The organism is Roseburia sp. AM23-20 (assembly GCF_003470905.1).
Taxonomy (GTDB): domain Bacteria; phylum Bacillota; class Clostridia; order Lachnospirales; family Lachnospiraceae; genus Roseburia; species Roseburia rectibacter.
Genome location: NZ_QRHS01000001.1, coordinates 202,726 through 228,901, shown reverse-complemented (window position 1 = coordinate 228,901; position 26,176 = coordinate 202,726). Strand labels below are relative to the sequence as shown.

General features: G+C 40.5%; 24 protein-coding genes. 23 read left to right on the top strand and 1 reads right to left on the bottom strand.

Annotated features, from left to right (window positions below; all coding sequences use genetic code 11):
* Positions 1–23 precede the first annotated feature (23 nt).
* The 18 genes from DW650_RS01055 to DW650_RS00970 all read left to right on the top strand — a co-directional run bounded on the left by DW650_RS01055 (position 24) and on the right by DW650_RS00970 (position 21,107).
* Positions 24–1,295 carry an NAD(P)/FAD-dependent oxidoreductase gene (locus tag DW650_RS01055; protein ID WP_118208850.1) on the top strand — a complete coding sequence of 424 codons (1,272 nt, stop codon included), beginning with the start codon at positions 24–26 and terminating at the stop codon, positions 1,293–1,295.
* A complete protein-coding gene (locus DW650_RS01050; protein ID WP_118208849.1) occupies positions 1,295–2,914 on the top strand; it encodes an NAD(P)/FAD-dependent oxidoreductase in 1,620 nt (539 codons plus the stop codon). Before DW650_RS01055 ends, DW650_RS01050 begins: the two co-directional genes overlap by 1 nt.
* A gap of 79 nt (positions 2,915–2,993) precedes the next feature.
* Complete coding sequence (gene mutS, locus DW650_RS01045; RefSeq protein WP_118209030.1) at positions 2,994–5,621, top strand: DNA mismatch repair protein MutS; 2,628 nt, start codon at positions 2,994–2,996, stop codon at positions 5,619–5,621.
* Positions 5,622–5,639: 18 nt separating this feature from the next.
* Positions 5,640–6,338, top strand: coding sequence for an FAD-dependent thymidylate synthase (locus tag DW650_RS01040; RefSeq protein WP_117921445.1), 699 nt, complete (start codon positions 5,640–5,642; stop codon positions 6,336–6,338).
* 53 nt (positions 6,339–6,391) lie between these two features.
* Entirely contained in the window at positions 6,392–8,536 is a 2,145-nt protein-coding gene (gene mutL, locus DW650_RS01035) for a DNA mismatch repair endonuclease MutL (protein ID WP_118208848.1), read from the top strand.
* Position 8,537: 1 nt separating this feature from the next.
* The gene (gene miaA, locus DW650_RS01030) at positions 8,538–9,494 is read left to right on the top strand and encodes a tRNA (adenosine(37)-N6)-dimethylallyltransferase MiaA (RefSeq protein ID WP_118208847.1); all 957 of its coding nucleotides are present in this window, start codon (positions 8,538–8,540) and stop codon (positions 9,492–9,494) included.
* Complete coding sequence (locus DW650_RS01025) at positions 9,487–10,782, top strand: methionine gamma-lyase family protein (protein WP_118208846.1); 1,296 nt, start codon at positions 9,487–9,489, stop codon at positions 10,780–10,782. Before miaA ends, DW650_RS01025 begins: the two co-directional genes overlap by 8 nt.
* A 113-nt stretch (positions 10,783–10,895) precedes the next feature.
* A complete protein-coding gene (gene radC / locus DW650_RS01020; protein WP_186898776.1) occupies positions 10,896–11,591 on the top strand; it encodes a RadC family protein in 696 nt (231 codons plus the stop codon).
* A 24-nt stretch (positions 11,592–11,615) separates the two neighbouring features.
* Positions 11,616–12,632, top strand: coding sequence for a rod shape-determining protein (locus tag DW650_RS01015; RefSeq protein ID WP_117921455.1), 1,017 nt, complete (start codon positions 11,616–11,618; stop codon positions 12,630–12,632).
* Between the two features lie 8 nt (positions 12,633–12,640).
* Positions 12,641–13,498 (top strand): rod shape-determining protein MreC, encoded by an 858-nt coding sequence (mreC, locus tag DW650_RS01010; RefSeq protein WP_118208845.1) that lies wholly within the window; start codon positions 12,641–12,643, stop codon positions 13,496–13,498.
* Between the two features lie 15 nt (positions 13,499–13,513).
* Complete coding sequence (gene mreD, locus DW650_RS01005; RefSeq protein WP_118208844.1) at positions 13,514–14,032, top strand: rod shape-determining protein MreD; 519 nt, start codon at positions 13,514–13,516, stop codon at positions 14,030–14,032.
* A 22-nt stretch (positions 14,033–14,054) separates the two neighbouring features.
* Positions 14,055–16,898: a penicillin-binding transpeptidase domain-containing protein gene (locus DW650_RS01000; protein WP_243102829.1), complete on the top strand. Its 2,844-nt coding sequence runs from the start codon at positions 14,055–14,057 to the stop codon at positions 16,896–16,898.
* Between the two features lie 64 nt (positions 16,899–16,962).
* Positions 16,963–17,790 carry a septum site-determining protein MinD gene (gene minD, locus DW650_RS00995; RefSeq protein WP_118208842.1) on the top strand — a complete coding sequence of 276 codons (828 nt, stop codon included), beginning with the start codon at positions 16,963–16,965 and terminating at the stop codon, positions 17,788–17,790.
* Positions 17,783–17,980 (top strand): cell division topological specificity factor MinE, encoded by a 198-nt coding sequence (locus DW650_RS00990; protein WP_117921465.1) that lies wholly within the window; start codon positions 17,783–17,785, stop codon positions 17,978–17,980. Before minD ends, DW650_RS00990 begins: the two co-directional genes overlap by 8 nt.
* A 4-nt stretch (positions 17,981–17,984) precedes the next feature.
* The gene (locus DW650_RS00985; RefSeq protein WP_118208841.1) at positions 17,985–19,088 is read left to right on the top strand and encodes an FtsW/RodA/SpoVE family cell cycle protein; all 1,104 of its coding nucleotides are present in this window, start codon (positions 17,985–17,987) and stop codon (positions 19,086–19,088) included.
* A 19-nt stretch (positions 19,089–19,107) separates the two neighbouring features.
* Positions 19,108–19,503 carry a methylglyoxal synthase gene (locus DW650_RS00980; protein ID WP_006858330.1) on the top strand — a complete coding sequence of 132 codons (396 nt, stop codon included), beginning with the start codon at positions 19,108–19,110 and terminating at the stop codon, positions 19,501–19,503.
* 79 nt (positions 19,504–19,582) lie between these two features.
* A complete protein-coding gene (locus DW650_RS00975) occupies positions 19,583–20,566 on the top strand; it encodes a D-alanyl-D-alanine carboxypeptidase family protein (protein ID WP_117921490.1) in 984 nt (327 codons plus the stop codon).
* 118 nt (positions 20,567–20,684) lie between these two features.
* On the top strand, positions 20,685–21,107 hold the full coding sequence (locus DW650_RS00970) for a hypothetical protein (RefSeq protein ID WP_015560543.1): 423 nt from the start codon (positions 20,685–20,687) through the stop codon (positions 21,105–21,107).
* 138 nt (positions 21,108–21,245) lie between these two features.
* Here DW650_RS00970 and DW650_RS00965 read toward each other — a convergent pair whose 3' ends face one another.
* Entirely contained in the window at positions 21,246–21,458 is a 213-nt protein-coding gene (locus DW650_RS00965) for a DUF378 domain-containing protein (protein WP_117921469.1), read from the bottom strand.
* A gap of 124 nt (positions 21,459–21,582) precedes the next feature.
* Between DW650_RS00965 and DW650_RS00960 the strand changes: the two genes are divergently transcribed.
* The 5 genes from DW650_RS00960 to aroB all read left to right on the top strand — a co-directional run bounded on the left by DW650_RS00960 (position 21,583) and on the right by aroB (position 26,162).
* Positions 21,583–22,983 carry an HlyD family efflux transporter periplasmic adaptor subunit gene (locus tag DW650_RS00960; protein ID WP_118208840.1) on the top strand — a complete coding sequence of 467 codons (1,401 nt, stop codon included), beginning with the start codon at positions 21,583–21,585 and terminating at the stop codon, positions 22,981–22,983.
* A gap of 14 nt (positions 22,984–22,997) precedes the next feature.
* Positions 22,998–23,693: a YggS family pyridoxal phosphate-dependent enzyme gene (locus DW650_RS00955; protein ID WP_117921473.1), complete on the top strand. Its 696-nt coding sequence runs from the start codon at positions 22,998–23,000 to the stop codon at positions 23,691–23,693.
* A gap of 4 nt (positions 23,694–23,697) precedes the next feature.
* On the top strand, positions 23,698–24,234 hold the full coding sequence (locus tag DW650_RS00950) for a cell division protein SepF (protein ID WP_117921475.1): 537 nt from the start codon (positions 23,698–23,700) through the stop codon (positions 24,232–24,234).
* 2 nt (positions 24,235–24,236) lie between these two features.
* Entirely contained in the window at positions 24,237–24,989 is a 753-nt protein-coding gene (locus tag DW650_RS00945) for a YlmH family RNA-binding protein (protein ID WP_117921477.1), read from the top strand.
* Between the two features lie 78 nt (positions 24,990–25,067).
* The gene (gene aroB, locus DW650_RS00940; protein WP_118208839.1) at positions 25,068–26,162 is read left to right on the top strand and encodes a 3-dehydroquinate synthase; all 1,095 of its coding nucleotides are present in this window, start codon (positions 25,068–25,070) and stop codon (positions 26,160–26,162) included.
* Positions 26,163–26,176 lie beyond the last annotated feature (14 nt).

The following is a 26,176-nucleotide window of genomic DNA, read 5'->3' as shown; positions in this document are numbered from 1 at the left end:
TATCTAAAAAAGGTTTGAAATATATGACAGAAACAGAAGTTGCAGTCATTGGCGGCGGGGCATCCGGGCTGATGGCTTCCATTATGTCCGCATCGACGGGCGCAGATACGATCATTTTAGAACATATGGATCGGGTAGGAAAAAAAATACTCGCCACAGGAAATGGAAAATGTAATTATACAAACGAAGTGCAGGGATTGTCGTGTTACAGAGGCGAAGACCCTGCTTTTACTGTGCCGGTAATGAAGCAGTTTGACCAGAAAAAAACAGTGGATTTTTTTCGCCGGATCGGCATTGAACCTAAAATAAAAAACGGTTATTATTATCCGGCAAGTGAACAGGCAGCTTCCGTTTTAGACGTACTGCGCATGGAAGCTGCATATACAGGTGTAAAGGAATTTGTCTCCTGCGAGATCAAAGCCATCAGAAAACAGGGCGACTTCTTCCTGATTCAGACAGGCAGAGGCGATTTTCGTGCAAAATCGATCATTTTTGCAACTGGCCTTTTCGCTTCACCAAAAAGCGGAAGTGATGGCAGTGCGCTTCCATATATAGAACATTTTGGCCACCATATCATAGATATTGTACCGGCTTTAGTTCCGCTGCAGGGCAAACAGTCATTCTTTAAAATGCTTGCAGGAATCCGTGCAGAAACTTTGATAAAATTATACATAAACGGTGCAGAAACAACCACAGAACGCGGTGAATTACAGTTGACAGATTATGGGATATCCGGGATTCCGGTTTTCCAGATCAGCCGGTTTGCAACCAAAGCATTAAAGCAAAAGAAACAGGTCTATGTGATAATTGATTTTATGCCTGACAGGTCTTTTGATGAAATTACCGGTCTTTTAAAACTGCGATTTTTAAAACGAGCACATGGAAAAGATGCCGCCCAGGCAATGATCGGACTTTGCAATAAAAAACTCGCAGAAGTGCTTTTGAAAGAAGCGGGGATTGATCTTCACATTCCGGCAGAAAAAGTATCCGAAAAACAGTTCACGCGCCTTACTAAGCTGTTAAAAGGACTTCATGTCGACATTACCGGAAGCAAAGATATCGCGCAGGCACAGGTATGTGCAGGTGGAGTAGATACTCATGAAATTGATGCAGAAAGTATGATGTCAAAATTAGTTTCCGGCTTGTTTTTCGCAGGAGAAGTCGTTGATATTGACGGTACCTGCGGCGGATATAATCTGCAATGGGCATGGTCAAGCGGATATGTGGCAGGAATCCATGCAGCGGAATATGCACGACGTGGGAAAAAAGTACACAAAAAAGAAATGAGGAAGTAATGATTCGTATTAACCAGATCAAGCTGCCGGTAACACACGACACGGCACAGTTAGAGCAAAAGATCAGAAAAGCACTGAAATTTACAGCAGATACGCCATTTAAATACCAGATTGTCAAAAAATCCATCGATGCACGAAAGAAACCGGATCTGTTTTATGTGTACTCTGTAGATGTTGAAATACCAAATGAACAGAAAATCGTCAAAAAAGTTAACGATAATAATATTATGTTAACCAAAGCTAAAAAATATGTTCTTCCAGAAGTAAAAAATCCCTCCCTCACACCTGTGATCGCGGGGGCTGGTCCTGCAGGACTATTTTGTGCCTATGCATTAATGTTAGAAGGTTTCAGACCGGTTGTTGCAGAGCGCGGGAAAAAAATCGATGAAAGGACTGCTGATGTGCAAAAGTTCTGGGAAACCGGTATTTTAAACACAGCTTCTAATGTCCAGTTTGGTGAAGGCGGTGCAGGAACATTTTCTGATGGAAAATTAAATACATTAGTTAAAGATCCCATCGGGCGTAACCGTTTTGTCCTTGAAACATTTGTAAAATTTGGCGCACCGGAACATATTTTATATGAAAATAAGCCGCATATTGGCACCGATATTCTTGCGGATGTAATAAAACGGATGCGTACTTTTATGTCAGAAAATGGTGTGGAGTTTTTATTTGAAACCTGTGTAACCGGTTTTTCCACCGATAAAGACGGCAATTTAAAATCCGTTGAATTAAATCACTCCAGACAGATCAATACCGGTTGTATGGTTCTTGCGATCGGGCACAGTGCAAGAGATACGTTTTCATTGTTACATGAAAAAGGGCTTGATATGCAGGCAAAATCTTTTGCAGTCGGATTCCGTGTTGAGCATCCGCAGAGCGAAGTTAATCTGACACAGTATGGAAGTTTATATGCCGGCAGACTTCCGGCGGCACCTTATAAAGTGACGGCAAATCTTTCATCTGGACGTGGTGTGTATTCCTTTTGCATGTGTCCTGGAGGCTATGTTGTAAACGCTTCCTCAGAAGAACGCCGCATTGCTGTCAACGGTATGAGCTATTCTGACCGTGCCGGCAGCAATGCAAACAGTGCGATCATTGTCTCTGTCACACCGGAAGATTTCAAAGCAGATGCAGTACGCCATGGTGAACTGCCACAGGATGCGGCTGATATGGAAGATGCCTTATCTGGTGTACGTTTTCAGGAGCGTTTAGAGGCACGTGCATGGCAGATCGGAAATGGAAAAATTCCACAGCAGTTATTTGGAGATTATTGTAAAAACCGTGCCTCTGTTTCTTATGGCGCATTTGAGAGCACGACAAAAGGAGAAGCAGTACTTGATAATTTAAGAGGTCTCCTGCCGGAAGAATTAGAGGAGTCTTTCATAGAAGGAATGCACCATTTTTCCCATGCCATCCCGAAATTTGACCGTGACGATGCGATTCTTTCCGGGGTGGAAAGCCGTACATCCTCACCGGTACGTATCGTACGCGATGAAACTTTTCAGTCAAATATCCGTGGCATTTACCCATGTGGGGAAGGTGCGGGATATGCGGGTGGTATCATGTCTGCAGCGATGGACGGATTAAAAGTTGCCGAGGCGATCGGTAAACAATGACTCAAACATAAAATAAATAATTCACAATGATTTAATAAAAGGAAGAACAGAGGTTAAGAACGTGGCAGAATATACACCTATGATGCAGCAATATTTAAAAACCAAAGAAGAATATAAAGATTGCATTTTATTTTACAGACTCGGTGATTTTTATGAGATGTTTTTTGATGATGCGATCGTTGTATCGAAAGAACTTGAACTGACATTGACCGGTAAAAGCTGCGGTACCGAGGAGCGTGCGCCGATGTGTGGAGTACCTTATCATGCAGTGGAAGGGTACTTGAATAAACTGGTTGCAAACGGTCATAAAGTTGCGATCTGTGAGCAGGTGGAAGATCCGAAACTCGCAAAAGGATTAGTAAAACGGGAAGTGATCCGCATCGTTACACCTGGAACAAACACAGACATGCAGGCTCTCGATGAATCTAAGAATAATTACATCATGTGTATCGTTTATCTTGCGGATAAATACGGTATTTCACTGGCTGATATTTCAACTGGAGACTATTTCGTCACAGAGGTAGATTCCGAACGCAAGCTCATTGATGAGATCAATAAATTTACACCGTCAGAAATCATCTGCAATGAAAGTTTTTACATGAGCGGAGTCGATCTTTCTGATATGAAACACCGTCTCGGTATCGCAGTTTATTCACTGGAATCCTGGTATTTCAGTGATGAGACAGCAGAGAATACCTTAAAAGAACATTTTAAAGTACAGAGTCTTGAAGGATTAGGCTTATCTGATTATGCATGCGGTACGATCGCAGCAGGCGCATTGCTCCGTTATCTGTATGAAACACAGAAAAATGACCTTGGTAATCTTTCTTCCATTCATCCGTATTCAACCGGAAAATATATGATCATTGACAGTTCGACCAGACGCAACTTAGAACTGGTAGAGACGCTGCGGGAGAAACAAAAACGTGGTTCACTGTTATGGGTATTAGACAAGACCAAAACTGCAATGGGTGCGAGAACACTCCGCGCTTATGTAGAGCAGCCACTGATCGATAAGGCAGAGATCGAACTGCGTCAGGAAGCTATCGGTGAATTAAATGATCATGTGATCACAAGAGAGGAATTACGCGAATACTTAAATCCTATCTACGATCTCGAACGTCTGATCACCCGTGTGACTTACCGGACAGCCAACCCGCGTGACCTGATCGCATTTAAAAATTCAATCAGCATGCTTCCTCCGATCAAATCTCTGCTTGATGAGTTTGACGGTGCATTGTTAAAAAATATCCAGAATGATATTGATTCCATGGAGGAACTGTGTTCACTCATTGATAATTCAATCATGGAGGAACCTCCTATATCTGTACGGGAGGGTGGTCTGATCAAAGAAGGCTATAACGAAGATGTCGATAAATACCGCAATGCAAAAACAGAAGGCAAGACCTGGCTTGCAGAATTAGAAGCAAAAGAACGTGAAAAAACAGGAATCAAAAATTTAAAGATCAAATACAACAAAGTGTTCGGTTATTATCTGGAAGTAACCAATTCTTACAAAGATCTGGTACCGGATTACTTTACAAGGAAGCAGACACTTGCCAATGCAGAGCGCTACATTACACCGGAATTAAAAGAATTAGAAGATATGATCTTAGGTGCGGAGGACAAACTTGTCAGCTTAGAATATGATCTGTTCTGTGAGGTCCGCAACAAAATTGCAGAAGAAGTTGTCCGTATCCAGCGCACAGCAAAAGCGATCGCAAACCTGGATGTTTTTGTTTCACTTGCAGTTGTTGCCGATCAGAATAATTACTGCAGACCAAAGATGACAGGCAGTGGTGTGATCGATATCAAAGGCGGCAGACATCCGGTTGTCGAAAAAATGATTACCAATGATATGTTTATCGATAACGATACATATTTAGACAACGGAAATAACCGGATAGCCATCATAACCGGACCGAACATGGCTGGTAAATCCACCTATATGAGGCAGGCTGCACTGATCGTTCTGATGGCACAGATCGGAAGTTTTGTTCCTGCTTCATCTGCTAAGATCGGCATTGTTGACCGTATCTTTACACGTGTCGGCGCGTCAGACGACTTAGCGAGCGGCCAGAGCACTTTTATGGTGGAGATGAATGAAGTCGCCAATATTCTGCGTAATGCGACATCAAACTCTCTTCTGGTACTCGATGAGATCGGACGAGGAACAAGTACTTTTGACGGTTTAAGTATTGCATGGGCAGTGGTCGAACATATCAGCAATCCACGCCTGCTCGGCGCAAAAACACTGTTTGCAACACATTATCACGAGCTGACCGAGCTGGAAGGGAAACTGAACAATGTGCACAACTACTGCATTGCCGTAAAAGAAAAAGGCGATGACATTGTATTCTTACGTAAGATCGTGCAGGGCGGTGCAGACAAGAGTTATGGTATCCAGGTTGCAAAACTTGCCGGTGTTCCGGATTCTGTCATTGAACGTGCGAAGGAGATCGTGGAAGAGTTAAGCGCAAACGATATTACATCCGTCACGAAAAACATCACACCCGCAGCATCAGGAAATAAAAAGAAAAAAGAGCGTCTTGACGAAGTTGATTTGACACAGATGTCTTTATTTGATACCGTAAAAGACGACGATATATTAGAAGAATTAAAGACGATCGATGTTGGAAACCTAACACCGATCGAGGCGTTAAACAAACTTTATGAATTACAGAATAAAATAAAAAACCGATGGTAGAAATGGAGAATAAAATTTATGGGCACAATTACAATTTTACCGGAAACCACGAAAAACCCGATCACACTGATGGGACAGCGTGCCGGTGTCTGCTGGGGAGGAAATATAGAAGATCCGGCAAAGAATTATAAGAGAGGTATGGACTGTATCATTTCCGGACATGGAAGGGTCATGGAATATGTAAATGTAGAAATGATCATTTCCGGTTATTCAGCAAGAGTAGAGCGTGAATGGTATACACATATCGGCGGTTCACCAACACGTTTACAGTCAAGCACACGCTACATCAATTATGCCGGACGCGGATTTGACTACATCATCCCGCCGTCAATCAAAAACAACGAAGAAGCATTGGAAAAATATCAGGCATTGATGGCTCATATCAATGAAGAATGCCGTTCTCTTCAGGAAGATTACGGTATTCCAAAGGAAGATGTTGCAAACGGACTGCCGCTTGGTATGACAGCATCTATCGTAGATAAGAGAAATCTGCGCAGTTTAGCGGAGATGAGTCATCAGAGAATGTGTAACCGCGCATACTGGGAATTCCGTCAGCTGTTCGGTGATATCATAAAAGCACTTTCTGAGTATTCCGAGGAATGGCGCTGGATCACCGAGAATTTATTTATGCCAAAATGCGATTATTTCGGATACTGTTCCGAGACAAGACCGTGCGGCAAACCGGTATCCGGTGTTCCGAAAATGCCGAGACCATAAGCACATCTGCAAAAAACACAACAGAAACGATTGATACAACGAGGTGAATCTGTATGCCGGAAATTACACTGCTCAGTCAGGAGACAATTGATAAGATTGCTGCAGGGGAAGTAGTAGAACGCCCTTCCTCTGTGGTAAAGGAACTGGTAGAAAATGCCATTGATGCAAAAGCGACTGCCATTACTGTTGAGGTTAAAGAGGGCGGTATCTCATTTGTCCGCATCACTGACAATGGCTGTGGTATTGAGCGTGCGCAGGTACCGGTGGCGTTTTTGCGCCATTCGACCAGTAAGATCAAAAGCGTGGAAGATCTAATGAGCATCACTTCTTTAGGATTCCGCGGTGAGGCACTTTCCAGTATCGCCGCAGTATCGCAGGTCGAACTGATCACAAAGACCTATGGCGAACTGACAGGTACCCGCTATGTCATTGAGGGATCAAAAGAAAAGGAAAATGAAGAGATCGGTGCACCGGAGGGAACCACCTTTATCGTACGTAACCTTTTTTATAATACCCCGGCAAGACGTAAATTTTTAAAGACCGCACAGACAGAGGGCAATTACATCAACGATCTGATGGAACGGCTTGCTCTGTCACATCCGGATGTTTCCTTTAAATTTATCAATAACGGGCAGACAAAAATGCATACTTCCGGCAATTCCAGGGAAAAAGATATGATCTATCATATCTATGGCAGGGATATCACCTCCGGTCTTTTGGAAATCGATCATAAAAACGAATATTTTCATCTCAAAGGATTTATCGGGAAACCCATAATTTCCCGTGGAAACCGTAATTTTGAAAATTATTTTATCAATGGACGTTATATAAAGAGTGCACTGCTCTCAAAGTCAATTGAAGAAGCCTATAAGGGATTTCTGATGCAGCACCAGTATCCGTTTTGTGTTCTGTACTTTACGATGGATACGGATCTGTTGGATGTCAACGTACACCCGACAAAGATGGAACTTCGTTTTTCAAACAATGAAGCGATTTATAAAACACTGTTTGAAATCATCCGGGGAACATTGACACACAAAGATTTTATCCCGGAAGTGCCGGTGCAGGAAGAAAAGGTACAAAAACGGGAAAACATCAAAGCACCACTGCCGGAGCCATTTGAGCGGCGGGGGGTTGAGACAGTACGGAGTGGGCATAGGTTCCAGCCGCAGGATGTGTATGCGCAGGGGCAGGCGGGAATGCCACGCAAAGGAACTGTGCCGCAGAATGAGCCAGTCCGATCGCAGGCAGCAGTTTCAGTGCAAAATGCAATACCTCAGAAGGAATCAGCACCGCCGGAAAATCTTTCGATTTTTAATTCACTGCTTCCAAAGAAAGAACCGGCCGGTTCTGATAATTCGTCCGATATGCAGCTAAAACGACCTTCTGCAAGTACAGAACATAACCTTGCGCATGAGACTGATGCAGGGCAGTCCGCAGACCGGGTATCGGAAACTAATACATACACCGTTTCCAAACCAGTACCGCAGCTAATGCCAACAGATAAACCAGCCAAAAGCCTGCCAGAAAAGACACCGGCACCTTCCCCAGAGTCAACAGTCACTTACGAGCAGCAGGAACTTGCAGCAGTCTCCGAAGGTTTTCTGACTAAAGATGCCCAAAAGCGCCATAAGATCATCGGACAGCTCTTCGACACCTACTGGATGGTGGAATATGAGGATAAGCTGTTCATCATTGATCAGCATGCGGCACATGAAAAAGTACTTTATGAGAAAACAATGAAAAAAGTTCATGAAAAAACATTTTCATCACAGACGTTAAGTCCGCCGATCATTTTAACATTAAGCCTTGAAGAAATTGAAATGCTTGAAAAATATAAGGCACAGATTGATACATTCGGGTATGAGATCGAGCCGTTTGGCGGAAAAGAATATGCAGTAACTGCCATTCCGGCTGATTTTACAGGAATCGACACAAAAACAATGTTTCTTGAAATGTTAGATGATTTTGCAAATATTAACGGAAATGATTCTCCCAATGCTATTATGGAGAAAGTTGCTTCTATGTCCTGTAAGGCTGCGATCAAGGGAAACCAGCACATCAGCAGACCGGAGGCGGAGCGGCTCATTGATGAACTGTTAGAACTGGAAAATCCATATAACTGCCCACATGGACGCCCGACGATCATTTCCATGACAAAATATGAAATCGAAAAGAAATTTAAAAGGATTGTCTGATATGAATCAAAAACCAATGATTATTCTGACCGGTCCTACCGCGGTGGGAAAAAGTGCCCTCTCGGTAGAACTTGCAAAAAAAATAAACGGAGCGGTCATCTCTGCAGACTCCATGCAGGTCTACCGCCATATGGATATCGGCTCTGCCAAGATTATGCCGGAGGAAATGCAGGGTATTACGCATTATATGATCGATGAATTAGAACCTGACGAAGAATTTCATGTTGTGCGTTTTACAACGATGGCAAAAGAATATTTAAAAGAAATCTATGCGGCGGGGAAAATCCCGATCATAGCCGGCGGCACCGGATTTTATATTCAGGCACTTTTGTACGATATTGATTTTACAGAGCAGCAGTGTGATGAGGCATACCGCAGACAATTAGAGGAACAGGCAAAAGAACACGGAGCCGGATATCTGCATGAAATGCTGCGCAAAGTCGACCCTGCATCTGCGGAGGCGATTCATGCCAATAATGTCAAACGTGTGATCCGGGCTTTGGAATTTTATCATTTATCGGGTCAGAAAATATCTGAACACAATGAAACGGAGCGTCAAAAACAATCTCCTTATAATTTTGCCTATTTTGTTCTTAACGATGAACGCGCAAAATTGTATGAGCGCATTGACAAACGTGTAGATGCGATGATAGAAGCAGGACTGGTAAATGAAGTTCAAAAATTAAAAGATATGGGGTGCAGCCGGGAAATGGTTTCCATGCAGGGACTCGGCTATAAGGAGATACTTGCATATTTAGACGGCGAATACACCTTAGAGGAAGCCGTCTATATCATCAAACGGGAAACCCGTCATTTTGCCAAACGCCAGTTAACGTGGTTTAAAAGAGAGCGCGATGTGATCTGGATCGACAAGCAGACATTTGGCTATGATGATGCAGCAATTTTAACAGATATGATATCAATTTTACAGGAAAAGGAAATAATCAGTCATGAATAAATGGATGGAAGAACAGTATGAAGCTCTTGGTATTTCAAGAGAAGTATATGAATTTGGAGAAAAGATCGAAGCCTCCTTAAAAGAGCGTTTTGAAGCGATTGATGCAACGGCTGAATATAATCAGTTAAAAGTGATCAAAGCTATGCAGGATAACCGTGTAAGTGCAGAATGCTTTAACATGTCCTCCGGATACGGTTATAATGATCTCGGACGTGATACATTAGAAAAAGTATATGCATCCTGCTTTAAAGGAGAAGATGCTTTAGTACGCCCGCAGATCACCTGCGGCACACATGCACTGGCGCTTGCTTTAATGTCTAACCTTCGTCCGGGAGACGAACTGTTGTCCCCGGTCGGAAAACCATATGACACGTTAGAGGAAGTAATCGGTATCCGCCCATCTAAGGGATCGCTGGCAGAATACGGCGTATCCTATCGTCAGGTAGATCTTCTGCCGGACGGAAGTTTCGATTATGACCACATCAAAGAAGCGATTAATGGGCGCACAAAACTCGTAACGATCCAGCGATCCAAAGGATACGCAACAAGACCAACACTTTCTGTGGCACGTATTGGAGAATTGATCTCGTTTATCAAAAAAATTAAGCCGGACGTCATCTGTATGGTAGATAACTGTTACGGTGAATTTGTAGAAGAACGTGAGCCTCTTGAGGTCGGAGCAGATATGATCGTAGGTTCCCTGATCAAAAATCCGGGCGGCGGTCTTGCACCGATCGGCGGTTATATCGTTGGAAAAAAAGAATGTGTTGAAAATGCGGCTTATCGCCTGACTTCTCCGGGACTTGGAAAAGAAGTCGGTGCATCATTAGGCGTTATCCAGTCTTTCTATCAGGGATTTTTCCTTGCACCTACTGTAGTAAGTGGTGCATTAAAGGGAGCGATCTTTGCAGCAAATATCTATGAAAAACTTGGATTCGAAGTTGTTCCAAACGGCAGTGAAAGCCGCCACGATATCATTCAGGCAGTTTCATTCCACAATCCGGATGCACTGATCGCTTTTTGCGAAGGGATTCAGGCGGCTGCTCCGGTTGACAGCTATGTAACACCGGAACCATGGGCAATGCCTGGATATGACAGTGATGTTATTATGGCTGCAGGTGCTTTTGTTCAGGGATCATCCATTGAGCTGAGTGCAGATGGTCCGATCAAGCCTCCATATGCCGTTTATTTTCAGGGCGGACTGACCTGGTACCATGCAAAACTGGGTATTCTGAAATCTTTACAAAAACTTAAGGAACGAAAACTTGTCGACCTTGACTTGTTATGATAAAATATAATGTGATTTATTCATAACAACAAGTTTGCCCATACAATGCGTACAGGCTGTTGTTTATGGTAATAGATCTTTATGCTTCCCGGGAGAGTAGAAAGGGAGCATTCATGAACAAAAATACTACGGTAAAAGAATTGCCGGATTCGGAAAAACCATATGAAAAGTTTCTTACATATGGACCGGAATACCTAAGTGATGCGGAGCTTTTAGCAGTGATCATCCGTTCAGGGACAAGTGGTCTAAAGTCTGTGGAAGTCGCGCAGAATCTGCTAAATGATGGTCAGCGCAATTTATTAAATCTCTATGATATTCCATTTGAAAAGATGCAGAAAATACGTGGAATTGGCCCGGTAAAGGCAATCCAGTTAAAATGCATTGCAGAATTATCAAAACGGATTGCACAGACACGGTCAGCTCCTGATATCTGTATGACGAACCCAAAAACAATCGCAGATTACTATATGGAACATCTGCGTCATGAAAGCAAAGAACATCTGATTATCTGTATGTTCGACAATAAATGTCACATGAAAGGTGATAAACTGCTTTCTATCGGCAGCGCAAATGAAACAATTGTTTCACCACGCGAAGTTTTCGAGACAGCAATCAATTGTCATGCAGCACATCTTATCTTAGTCCATAATCATCCAAGTGGTATACCAGAACCGTCCCATGCAGATGATATTGTCACAAAACGCATTTTAAACTGTGGACAACTGATGGGCATTCCGCTTTCCGACCATGTTATTATCGGGGATCATTCTTACTTTAGTTACAGAGAAAATAACAGGATCGTGGTATAAACCGCGTTCCAAAGGGAGAGAACAATGACAAACAACGTATACGGTATTGATCTTGGAACATGCAATATGAAGATTTACTGCAAATCTTCCAACAAGATCTTAAATGAAAAAAACACGATCGCATTAAAAAATAAAGATGAGATCTACGCTTATGGTAACTCGGCATACGCAATGTATGAAAAGGCTCCGGAGTCTATCCATGTGACATTCCCTGTTACAACAGGTGTCATCGCAGATTTCAACAATCTTCAGTCCATGATACAGCTCTTCTTAGAAACGCATGTTAAAGGGAGCCTGAAGGGTGCAGAATTTATCGTCGCAGTACCAACAAGTATCACGGAAGTGGAGAAAAAAGCGTTCTTTGACATGTTCTATAAGAGCAAGATGAAACCGAAGAGTGTACTTTTATGTGAAAAGCCGATCGCTGATGCCGTTGGGTTGGGATTAGATGTCAATGAACCGACCGGTATCATGGTTGTAGACATCGGTGCAGATACAACGGAGATCTCCGTTATTTCACTTGGCGGACTTGTACTTAGTGATCTGCTTCATTTTGGTGGAAATAAGATTGATGAATCCATCATTACCTATGTAAAACGCAATTACAATCTGGTCATCGGACAGAAAACTGCCCAGAGCATGAAAGAACGCTTAGGTTCCGGTATCCCGGGCAATGAAGACACGATGATCGTTGTCGGAAGAGATGTCGTAAGTGGTCTTCCGATTGAAATGGAAATGTCCGGTACTGTAGTATATGAAGCTATCAAAGATAACCTTGAAAGTATCTGTAATTCCATCAAAATGATCTTAGAGAAAACACCACCGGAACTTGCAAAAGACATTATCCATTCCGGAATCTATATCACAGGCGGAAGTTCCCAGATTCACGATCTGGATAAATTATTTGCAGATATCACAGGCATTGATATCAATACCTGTGAAGAACCGGAAGAGTGTGTTGTACGTGGTCTTGTAAAAATTGTATCTGACAGCAAATACAAACATCTGGCATTCAGCATGAAAAGTAAGATCTTGATTTAGGGGATAGTATGAGACGAAAACCAAAATTTGTTCTTCCCACAAAATATATACTGCTTATCTTAAGCGGTGTATGTATTGTGGCAATATTACTCAGTTTTACACTTGGCATATCCGGCGGACCATTAAATACTGTCGCCGGATATGTATTTATTCCAATGCAGCGCGGTATTAATTCCGTTGGCACCTGGATTGGCGAAAAAGCAGACAATCTAAAAAAATTAAATGACGTCATGGCAGAAAACGAAGACCTGAAACATCAGGTAGATGATCTGACAACCGAATTAAATACGATCAAGTTAGAACAATATGAGCTTGAGAACTTAAGAGAACTCTTAAATCTGGACCAGAAATACCCAAGTTATGACAAAATTGCTGCAAATGTTATCGGAAAAGACGGTGGCAACTGGTTTACCAATTTTACGATCGACAAGGGATCAAACGATGGAATTGAAGTGGATATGAATGTGATTGCAGGAAGTGGTCTTGTGGGAATTGTTACTGATGTAGGACCTAATTATGCAAAAGTATCTTCGATCATCAATGATACCATGAAAGTCAGTGGTATGGTGTCGACCACATCCGACAATCTGATCGTAAATGGCAGTTTACAGGATATGAATGAAAATATGGTCATTGAATTTTCCAATCTCAACGATAAGGATAATGAAGTTGCCATCGGTGATCCTGTCGTTACCTCTTATGTATCAAACCGTTATCAGCAGGGTATTCTGATCGGTTATATCAGTACACTTAGCATGGATTCTAATAATCTTACAAAGTCGGGTACCATCACACCGGCAGTCGATTTTGAGCATATCGAAGAAGTTCTTGTCATTTTAAATAAGAAACAGACAGCAGAATCTTAGAAACAGAGGTTATTTATGAGAAGAAAGATTACCGTATTTATTATTATTGCCGTCTGCTATCTGCTGCAAACGACACTTTTTGATACCCTTTCCTTTGCATCCATATCGCCAAATCTTCTGATCATTGTGACATCGTCCTTTGGTTTTATGCGTGGACGCAAAGAAGGGCTTTTTATCGGCTTTTTCTGCGGACTGATCTTAGATATTTTCGGTGGAGGTGTTCTTGGATTTTACAGCCTTCTATATATGTATATCGGTTATATCAATGGAATGTTCCGCAAACTTTTTTACCCGGAAGATATCAAACTGCCACTCGTTCTGATCGCCGGCAGTGATTTGAGCTGCAACCTTCTGATTTACTTTATTATGTTTCTTTTTCGAAACAGATACGACTTTAACTACTATTTTTTACAATTAATGATACCAGAGTTGGTTTATACCATGGTTATAACAATTTTTTTGTATTTTGTAATTTTAAAGATCAACCAGAAACTGGAAGCTATCGAGAAAAGGAGTGCAAGCAAATTTGTTTGATAATATAAAAGAAGCATGCCGTATGTTTTTTAAATCACGGCTTGTTGTGGCAACAGTTGTAATGATCCTGTTGTTTTCCATTCTTCTCTGGCGTGTTTTTTCTCTTCAGATCGTAAACGGAAAAGAATATCAGGATAATTACACGTTAAAAATCGTCAAAGAGCGTACCTTAAACAGTACACGTGGAAATATATATGACCGTAATGGCAATCTGCTTGCCTACAATGAGCTGGCATATTCCATTACAATCGAGGACAATGGTACTTACAGTTCTAATAAAGCAAAAAACACTGCCCTCAATGAGGAGATCGCGCAGGTTGTGACTGCACTTGAAGCCAATGGCGACTCCATTGTCAACGATTTTAAAATATCTATGGATGACAATGGCAATTACAGCTACAATGTAGAAGAATCCGGTGCAACCTGGAAACGTTTTTTGGCGGATGTATTTGGAGAAACTTCCTTTGAAAACATGCAGGAAGATGAGTCTGATATCATTTCCCGCAATAAACTTGATTTTAAACCAACGGAAGCAACTGCTGCACAGGTTATGCGGTATCTGACAAGCGGCAGCCGCTATGCCATTGGAAGCGAATATGATGAGGCAATGGCATACAAGATTACTGTTGTTCGTTTTTCCATGGCACAGAATGCCTATCAGAAATATATTGCAACCACGATCGCAACGAATGTATCTGAAGAATCAGTCGCTTATATCAGCGAGCACGCAGCCGAATTACAGGGTGTGGAAGTATTAGAAGATACCATTCGAAAATATAACGACAGTGAATATTTTTCTTCCATCATCGGTTATACCGGAAAAATATCCACGGATGAATATAATAAACTTTCAGAAACAGATAATTCTTATACACTAAATGATGTTGTCGGTAAACTTGGTATCGAACAATATATGGACAGCGATTTAAAAGGGGAAAAGGGGCATGAAAAGCTCTATGTGGATTATCTTGGAAAAGCAGTAGATGTTATCGAACACGAAGAACCACAGGCCGGAAATGATGTATATCTGTCCATTGACCGGGATCTGCAGATTGCTGTATACAATCTTTTAGAGCAGGAAATTGCAGGAATCGTATATTCTAACATCGATAATCCGGGATCTGATATCAACATTCCGATCACAGATGTTTATTTTGCACTGATCAACAATAATGTGATTGATTTCTCACATTTTTCCGAAGAAAATGCATCTGCTACGGAAAAGGAAGTACAGCAGATTTTTTCTGCCAGACAGAATGCCGTAACAGATCAGATCCATACCGAACTGACGGGAAATGCCCCGACATCATTTGCATCCATGACAGAAGAGTATCAGGATTATTTTACTTATATTTTAAAAATGCTCCGTGAAAATGGTATTTTGTTAAGAAAAAATATTGATACCACGGATGAAGTCTATCTCCAGTGGCAGAACGGAACCATCGGCCCACAGGAATATTTAAACCATGCGATCGCCAAAGGATGGATCGATATTACAAAATTTTCTGTAAGTGAGAAATATTCCGATTCAACAGAAATATATGATGCACTGTGTGATTATATTCTGAATGATATCAGTACAGATTCAGATTTCGCCAAAATCATATATGAATACCTGATCCAGACAGATGCAATTACAGGAAGACAGCTTTGCCTGATCCTGTTTGATCAGAATGTTCTTGCATTTGATGAAGATGATATTGCAGGCTTATCAGGTGGTACACTTGCACCTGCTGCCTTTATCAAGGAAAAAATCCAGAATCTTGATATTACACCGGCCCAGCTTGCATTAGATCCATGTGCCGGGTCCTGTGTCATCACAGACACACAGACAGGTGAGGTACTCGCATTGGTAAGTTATCCTGGATATGACGGAAACCGGCTTGCAAATACAGTTGATGCTGATTATTTCAACAGTCTGCAGGAGAATAATGCAAGACCTTTATATAATTATGCTACCCAGCAGCGAACGGCACCGGGTTCCACCTTTAAAATGGTATCTGCTACAGCCGGCCTTGCAGAACATGTGATCAGCACAACCGAACAGATCCAGGATCTTGGTGTATATAAAAATGTAAGTAATGAACCGGAATGCTGGATCTACCGTTCATCCCATGGATCACACGGTCTTATAAATGTATCCGAGGCACTCAGGGATTCCTGTAACTACTTTTTCTATGAAGTCGGCTATCGTCTCAGTACCAATAATTACGCTATGAGTTATAACAACGATGCTGCGGAAAATGGTATTGAAAAAATCCAGAAATATGCTTCTCTTTATGGTTTAAACGAAACGACGGGAGTGGAGATTGAAGAGAGCAAACCTCAGGTTGCAGACAGCTTCCCTGTCATGGCTGCTATTGGTCAGAGTAATAACAACTACTCCACGATACAGCTTGCCAGATATGTTACCGCTGTTGCAAATGGTGGTACCGTATATAATTATACACTTTTAAATAAAGTAACAGATTCTGATGGAAATACTTTAAAACAATATGAGCCTGCAGTCCGTAACACGATTGATGTTTTAAGCAGCGGCGACTGGGATGCCATTCATACAGGTATGCGCATGGTGGTGGAAAATACGAAAGAGTTTGACGGATTTCCAATAGAGGCTGCCGGAAAAACAGGTACCGCGCAGGAAGATCTGACCAGACCAAACCATGCATTATTTGTCGGTTATGCTCCATACAGCAATCCGGAAATATCTATTGCAACACGTATTGCAAATGGATATACTTCCCATAATGCAGCAGAAGTTTCCAAAAAGATCCTTGCATACTATTTCAAAGTTGAAGATGCTGATTCTCTGTTAAGTGGACAGGCTGAAAATATCAATGCCATCTCAAATGGCGTAAATGATTAGTATATGGATAATTCCCGCTATTTCAACGGGTTTTATTAATAAATCAAAACAGGAGGTTCCCCTTATGGGTGAAGTGATTACTTTTACCTCAGGAAAAGGCGGCGTTGGCAAGACAACAACCACAGCTAACGTTGGCGCAGGACTTTCACTGTTAGATAAAAAAGTTGTATTGGTAGATACTGATATTGGCTTACGAAATCTTGATGTTGTCATGGGACTTGAAAACCGGATACTTTATAATCTGGTGGATGTGTTAACTGGCAGATGCCGGGTAAAACAGGCAATCATACGTGATAAACGATTCCCGAATCTGTCTGTGATACCGTCATCATGTACAAAAGAAAAATGTCTTCCTGATCCCGTACAGATGAAACATCTGTTTGATGATTTAAGACAGGATTTTGATTATATATTAGTTGACAGTCCCGCAGGTATCGATCAGGGTTTTTTACTTGCCATTACGGGAGCTGACAGAATTGTAGTAGTCACAACACCTCAGATCGCTGCAATTCACGATGCTGACTGTGTACTTCAGATTTTAAAAAAACATTATACAGTAAAAACAGAACTTCTGATCAATGGTTTCCGGAAACATATGGTAAAAGATGGGGATATGTTAAATATCGGTGATATCTGCGAACTTTTAGATGTGCCGTTACTCGGTGTCATTCCAGAAGATGAACAGATCATCATAGCACAAAACCACGGAGAACCATTACTGCATCCGGATGGAAATAAAAAGAATGCTTTACTTTCTGAACTCTGCTATAACAATATTGCACGGCGGATCACAGGTGAGGAAGTGCCTCTGTTAAATTACATAAAACAGGGCAGTATTTTTTCAAAAATATTATTTAAAAAGAAACCTGTGAAAGGAGCATTGAATGTTTAAGACTCATTCCGGAAATGTTGCAAAAGAGCGCTTAAAGCTGATGATGAATGCCGATCATCACAAACTCGATGAGGCTACTATGGAACTTATTCGCCAGGAAATAGGCTGTGTCATCACGAAATATGTTGTCATTGAGCCGGAAAACATTGAGATCAAAGTAATGTTAAAGGATTACAAGAAAAGAGAGTAGGATAATGTCTAAACTTTATAAACTAAAGAATTATAAATTCATACTGGTAATGTATGTTCTGATTTTAAATACCCTGGGGGTCTTTCTGGTTGGAAGTGCAAGCCCCGGGGATCAGAAAAAACAGATCATCGGTATGGTAAGTGGTATTATTATCATGGTGATTTTATCTCTGATCGATTACAGTTTTATTCTCCGTTTTTCCTGGATCATATATCTGTCTGCTGTCGGACTTTTAGCGCTGGTACTTGTTGCAGGTGATTCTTCAAAAGGCGCACAGCGCTGGTTTGAGATCGGCGGTTTCCGTTTTCAGCCATCTGAGCTTGTAAAAATACTTTTGATCATATTTTTTTCATATTATTTTATGAAACACGAAGAAAAGATCAATTCCGTAAAGTTAATCGTTTCTTCCTTTGTATTACTTGCAATCCCTCTGTTTTTAATTTATAAACAGCCAAATCTATCGACTATGATCGTGATTACTTTAGTTTTTGCCGCATTATTGTTTATGGCAGGCTTAAATTATAAACTGGTGGTCGGTGTTCTTATTATCTGTATTCCGGTCGGACTGATCGGTATGACACTGATCATCCAGGATAAGATTCCGTTTATTCATGCTTATCAGCTTGGACGTATTATGGCATGGCTTTATCCGAATGATTATCCTGATCTTGCTTACCAGCAGCAGAATTCCATCATGGCTATTGGTTCCGGTCTTTTATGGGGAAAAGGACTTAATAATACAGATCCTACATCTGTTAAAAATGGTAACTTTATTCTGGAACCACAAAATGACTTTATTTTTGCAGTTGCAGGGGAGGAACTTGGATTTGTGGGCAGTGCAGTGATCATAATTCTCTTGCTTTTCATCACGATTGAGTGTATATTTATTGCTAGAAAAGCAAAAGACACAGCAGGCAGACTGATCTGTTGTGGTGTAGGCGCACTGGTCGGATTTCAAAGTTTTGTTAATATCAGTGTGGCAAGCGGACTTCTGCCAAATACAGGTGTAACTCTTCCGTTTGTCAGTTATGGTCTTACATCATTATGGTCTTTGTATATAGGTATCGGGCTTGTCTTAAATGTCGGGCTTCAGCCGAAAAAATATTAACAACAGGGGGTCCTACAACATGAACATTGGATTAATAGCACACGATTCAAAAAAGAAACTGATGCAGAATTTCTGTATCGCTTATCGGGGTATACTTTGCAAAAATGAGCTTTACGCAACAGGAACAACTGGCAGACTGATTGAAGAAGTTACAAATTTAAACGTTCATAAATATCTGGCAGGGCATTTGGGTGGTGCTCAGCAGTTAGGAGCTCAGATTGAACATAACGAAATAGACCTTGTTATTTTTCTTCGTGATCCGTTAACACCAAAGTCACATGAACCGGATGTCAACAATGTCGTAAAGATCTGTGATACGCACAACATACCACTTGCTACAAATCTTGCTACAGCCGAGCTTCTGATCAAATCCTTAGACAGAGGCGATTTAGAGTGGCGTGAAATGTACAAATAATGAAAACAAATGAAAAATATGTACGCAGGATATACCTTTGTCTGGTGTATCCTGCGTATTTTGTGAAAGGAATTTTAACATGAAACGATTGCTAGCTGTTGTATGTGTGACAACACTTTTACTTGGCAGTATCACAGGCTGCGGGGAAGAAAAAGTCACCTTGGAACAACCTTATGATATTTACGAGACAACTGGAAGCCTTGGTCTTGGATCAACAGTTTCCGCCGGTGCACAGGAATACTTTTCAAATGATCTCTGTGTTGCAGATGATTTTCCTCTTGGAACGGATACAACTGATTCCCAGGTTGCAGAAGGAGCCGGTACTTTTAATCTGGCAACAAATGAAGTTGTTTATGCCAAAAATATCTATGAGAGACTTTATCCGGCAAGCACAACAAAGATCCTAACTGCATATATTGCTTTAAAGTACTGCACAGATTTAAGTCAGACGGTCACGATCAGCGAAAATGCCGCAAATCAGGCTTCCGATTCCTCTGTCTGCGGACTTCATGCAGGAGATGTGATCCGCATGGATGATCTTTTATATGGTATGATGCTGCGAAGTGGTAATGATGCTGCAATTGCGATAGCTGAGTCGATTTCAGGCAGTGTAGAAGAATTTGCAACGCTGATGAACCAGGAAGCGGCAGCACTTGGTGCAACACAGTCTCATTTTGTCAATCCAAACGGTCTTCCGGATGAAAATCATTATACCTCCGTATATGATCTGTATCTGATTTTCCGTGCTGCATTGCAGAACGAAACATTTGTCCAGATTATAGGCACAACATCTTATGATGTAACTTATCAGGCGGCAGATGGTACAACAGAAGAGCATACATGGGAAAATACAAACCAATATCTGAGCGGTCATGCAAAAGCTCCGGACGGTTTTACCATAATCGGTGGAAAAACAGGTACAACCGGTGATGCAGGATACTGTCTTGTCCTTTATTCTATGAATGAACAATCCCAGCCAATTATTTCTATTGTTCTGAAAGCAGACGCAAAAACAAACCTTTATCTGTTAATGAATGAAATGTTATCCGGTTTTGCAAATTAATTGAAAATATCATTGTGTTTTTTGTATTTATATACTATAATTAATTTATAAAACGAACCGTTTTTATTCATTTTCACGAATATGGACGTTGCATCGAAGGATCAGGAGGGAAATGACCATGATAGAGATTATTTCAGGTGAAAAGGGAAAAGGAAAGACAAAGGAACTGCTTAACAAGGTCAATACATCGATCACATCTGCAACTGGCAATATCGTATATCTGGATAAGAGTCAGAAACACATGTATGAGCTGAATAATAAAATACGCTTGATCAATGTAAATGACTTTCTGATTGATAACTGTGATGAGTTCCTCGGTTTTATCTGTGGTGTGATATCACAGGATCACGACCTCGAAGAAATGTATCTTGACAGTTTTCTTACCATTGCATCAATTGATTCTGATGAGCTTTTAAATCATGCGATTCAAAAGCTCGACGTGATCAGTGAAAAATACAATGTAAAATTCATCTTAAGCGTATCGAAAGATGAATCTAAACTGACAGATATTGCAAAAGCAAAAATTGTCATTTCCCTATAATAATGAATATGTAATATCGGTAGTGCACAATATGAACATATCTTTTGTTATGAATGAATATGCGGTATGGAAAGTTCTTTATCCATGCCGCATATTTTTCATAACAATAGAATATCTGCATAGTATGCATTCTGTTGTTTAAGATTCACCTACAGAACGGATTCTTCCGAACAGACTGATCAGATATAATCCACCAATTCCCACAAGTGCATAAATTATTCTTGTAAGCCATGACATGTCCCCGAAAAGAAATGCCACCAGATCAAATCTGAAAAAACCGATCAGTCCCCAGTTAATTGCACCGATAATAACCAATGTAAGCAATGTGTAATCAAGCCAGTTTGTATTCATTTTTTAGCCTCCTTTTGCAGATAGTATGCACATTAAAAAAATTTTTATTCATACAAAACTTTTTGATCCACGTTGTTTTCTATTGAATAAAATGTTAGAATAGAAATGTTGAAAATTTTAAGAGGTGAGTAAATTTTTGAATGAACATAAAAAAATAGTAAAATATCGCAAACCGTTCAACATAAATATTGGCGTAATCATTTTTATTATTATTTTCATATATCTGGTTTTTAATGTCTTTTCTTACATTACAACAACACACATTTCCGTTTATGAAGTGGAACAGGGAACCATGGCAGAAAATAATGTTTACCGTGGTCTGGTTCTTCGCGATGAAACAATTGTTACATCACAATATACCGGTTCGCTGAATTATTATGTACGGGAATCTTCGAGAGTCGGATACGGCGATCTGATCTGTTCCGTTGATGAAAGTGGAAGTGTTTCCCAAAAGATCAATGATGTCAGTACAGATGCTTCTAATCTGGATGCCGAGGGACTCTTAGAAATTGAAAATGATATTTCCGATTATGAAAATTCCTATCAGTCACAGACATTTTATAATACTTATTCATTTAAAGAAAATATTGATTCTGCACTGAATGAAGCATTAAGTATGGAGGCTTTAAACGGATTGGCTGACTATACATCTGCCGGTGGTGGTTCTTCCTTTCATACAGTCACAACTGATACCCCCGGAATCCTTGCTTATTATACGGACGGATTTGAAAACACAACGACAGATAATTTTTCAAAAGAACAGTTTGATGAAGCTGCTTATCAGCGAAATAATTTAAAACAGAATACATCCGTTACCACCGGAGATGCTCTATATAAACTGATCAGTAACGAAGAATGGCAGATTATCGTTCCCATTGCAGATACGCTTGCAAATGAACTTCAGGATGATAATACTCTTAAACTTAAGTTTATAAAGGACGGAAAAACAGCATACGCTACCTATGTGATCACAGAAAAGGGTGGTGAAAAATATCTGATTTTAACACTTCGCAATTCTCTGGTACGTTATGCAAAGGATCGTTTTCTGGAAATTGAGCTGCTGCTTACCGAACAGACCGGACTTAAAATTCCAAATTCTGCTATTACCGAAAAAGAATTCTACACCATACCGATCAGCTACTTTATGAAAGGTGGAGATTCTGATGCCGATGGACTGCTTGTTTCGTCCACAAATAAAAATGGAAAAACAACGACTGAATTTGTTTCCCCAACCGTCTATTATACAACGGATGATTATTACTATATAGACAGTGAAAATGTCACTGCCGGAGACATTCTGGTAAAACCGGATTCAAATGAAACTTACCGGGTCGGATCAGACACTGCAACACTAAAAGGTGTCTATAATGTCAATAAAGGTTACGCTGTCTTCAAACAGATTGATATACTCTATCAGAGTAAAGAATATACCATCGTAAAAACAGGAACTTCCTATGGAATTTCTCTTTACGACCATATAGCCTTAGACGGAGCGAAGATCAATGAAAATGATTTGTTAAAATAATGGAGGAAAAATTAATGTTAAAAGAAAATCTTGCAAATGTAGAGAAAAATATTGAACAGGCTTGTAAAAATGCCGGTCGAAACCGTAATGAAGTAACCCTGATCGCAGTAAGCAAAACAAAGCCTGTCGAGATGTTACAGGAAATCTATGATGAAAATATCCGTGATTTTGGTGAAAATAAAGTCCAGGAGCTCTGCAGTAAAATGGAACAGCTTCCATCGGATATCCGCTGGCATATGATTGGGCATCTTCAGCGCAACAAGGTAAAATATATCGTCGGAAAAGTTGAACTGATTCATTCCGTAGATACATACCGCCTTGCAGAAGAGATTAATATTCAGGCAAAAAAACAGAATGTGATCGTCCCGATTCTTGTCGAAGTCAATATCGCGCATGAAGAGTCTAAATTTGGTATTTCCGCAGAAGATGCCATCCTTCTTGTGGAAGAGATTTCCAGGCTTGAAAACATTCGTATCAAAGGACTTATGACGATTGCACCTTATGTTGAGAACCCAGAGGATAATCGCCTATATTTCAGAAAAATAAAACAATTATCTGTTGACATAACAAATAAAAACATAGATAATGTATCTATGGAAATTCTGTCTATGGGAATGACAGGCGATTACATGGTTGCAATCGAAGAGGGTGCTACCATGGTGCGTGTTGGAACCGGAATTTTCGGTGAAAGAAATTATAAACAGGAGTGAGAACATGGGAGTTCTTGATAAATTTTTAAATGCAATGCGTCTGAATCCGGATGATGATGACGATTTTTACAACGAAGACTATGATTATGATGACGATTATACAGAGGACGAGCCAAAACAGACATTTCATCGTGAAAAAAAACGTGATGCTGTAGAAAAAGATTATGATTCGGAACGTTCAAAAGACACTTCAACAAAATCCACCTCAAAGGTTACGCCGATCCGGCCAGCGAAAAAGCAAGCCGGTCCTGGCGGTATGAAAGTATGTGTGATCAAACCTACTTCCGTGGAGGATGCAAGGGAGATTACAGAGACTTTACTGGAAAACCGTACTGTCGTGCTCAATGTAGAAGGTCTTGACGTTGAGATTGCACAGCGTATTATTGATTTTACATCCGGTTCATGTTTTGCGATCAGTGGTAATCTGCAGAAGATTTCAAATTATATCTTCATTATCACACCGGCATCCGTAGATATTTCCGGGGATTTTTTAAGTTTAATGGATTCATTTGAGACAAGGGGTATTCAGACTGATTTTTAATTATGAATGAGCAGGATCTTTGTAAAAAACGCCTGTTAGATCTTTCAAGACAGGCTGATCGGAAGGGAATCGTTTTATTCAGCGATTTCCTTAATTTAAATGAAATGAATATTTACCACCAGTGCCAATCAGAATTTGTAACAAGGACGGAAAGCTATGGCGGTATACCTTATGCAGAGCGTCAGATAATTGCTTTTATTCCTGATGCTCTTTATTATGAGTGGACATATCCGATTGCGGTATTAAAAGTAGAACCAGCATATCCAAAATTTGCAGAAAAATTAGGACACCGCGATCTGCTGGGATCTATCATGACACTCGGTATAGACCGCGCAAAGATTGGTGATATCCTTATGGGTGATGGCTGTTATTATATTTTATGTGAGGAGAATGTTGCCCCATATTTTATGGAACAGCTCACAAAGGTTCGCCACACACTTGTTCATTTAAGTATTGCAGATGCAGACGAAATCAATTTTCATCAGGAATTAATTGATAAAGACGGCATTATCACCTCAAACAGACTTGACGCCGTCATTGCCTGTGTATACCGTTTATCCAGAAGCCAGTCCCAGGAATTGATTCACGCAGAACGTGTATTTGCAAATGGAAAAATCATTCAGACACCGACCTATATCTGCAAACCTGATGATATTATTTCTGTGCGTGGTCACGGACGGTTCCATTTTATTTCCATCTCAGGAGAAACTAATAAGGGTCGTCTGAAAATCAAATATCAGCTATACCAAAGTTAATAAAACTCATAAACAAACGTATAGGAATGGGAATTACTGTGATGTGCTCATTAGATATGGGCAGAAATGGAGATTATTATGTCAAAAAGCATACCGGTTACAGATGGAACAAATGTGATTTATACCATCGAATTAACAAATGATTTTAAGGATCTTTGTAAAGAACTGTCCCGGCTTGGAATAGATTCTGACCGAAAACTTTGTATTGTCACTGATTCTAACGTAGCTCCTCTATATGCAGAAGAAGTAAAAAAACAGCTGTCTACGTCATTTTCAAATATATTTGTACATATTTTTCCTGCTGGTGAGGCAAGCAAAAACACAGATACAGTCGGTACATTATATCAATTTCTGATAGAAAATCACTTTGACAGAAAAGATATTCTGTTAGCACTTGGTGGTGGTGTAGTCGGTGATCTGACCGGTTTTACAGCAGCAACTTACTTACGTGGAATAGATTTTATCCAGATTCCAACCACATTGCTTTCGCAGGTGGATAGCAGTATTGGCGGTAAAACAGGTGTTGATTTTATGCAGTATAAAAATATGGTTGGAGCATTTTATCAGCCTAAACTGGTCTATATGAACCTTTCCGTACTGCATTCTCTTCCAAGGAAACAGATTGTTTCCGGAATGGGAGAGATTATCAAACACGGATTGATCAAAGATGCTGCCTATTTTGAATGGCTTATCGCACATGAAAAGGATATCTGGGCATTAGATCCGCAAATTTTAGAAGAAATGATCTATGTAAGTTGTAATATTAAACGTGATGTAGTCGAACGTGATCCAAAAGAACAGGGAGAGCGTGCACTTCTTAATTTTGGACACACGATTGGTCATGCCATTGAAAAACTTTCTGATTTTACACTTTATCACGGAGAATGTGTAGGACTTGGTATTGTTGCGGCATCCTATTTATCCATGCAGCTTGGTCATATCTCTGCAGAAGACTTTGCCCGGATTAAAAATGCGTTATCACTCTTTGAACTGCCGTTGCAGATTGATGGATTTGATGCCAGAGAAGTCCTTTTGGCAACAAAATCTGATAAAAAAATGGTTGGAAACCAGGTTAAATTTATTCTATTAAAAGAAATTGGAAACGCTTATATTTATCGGGAACTAAGCGATGAACAGATTCTTGACGGTATCCGTTATGTCTGTCATGAATAAAATTATTTTCAAAG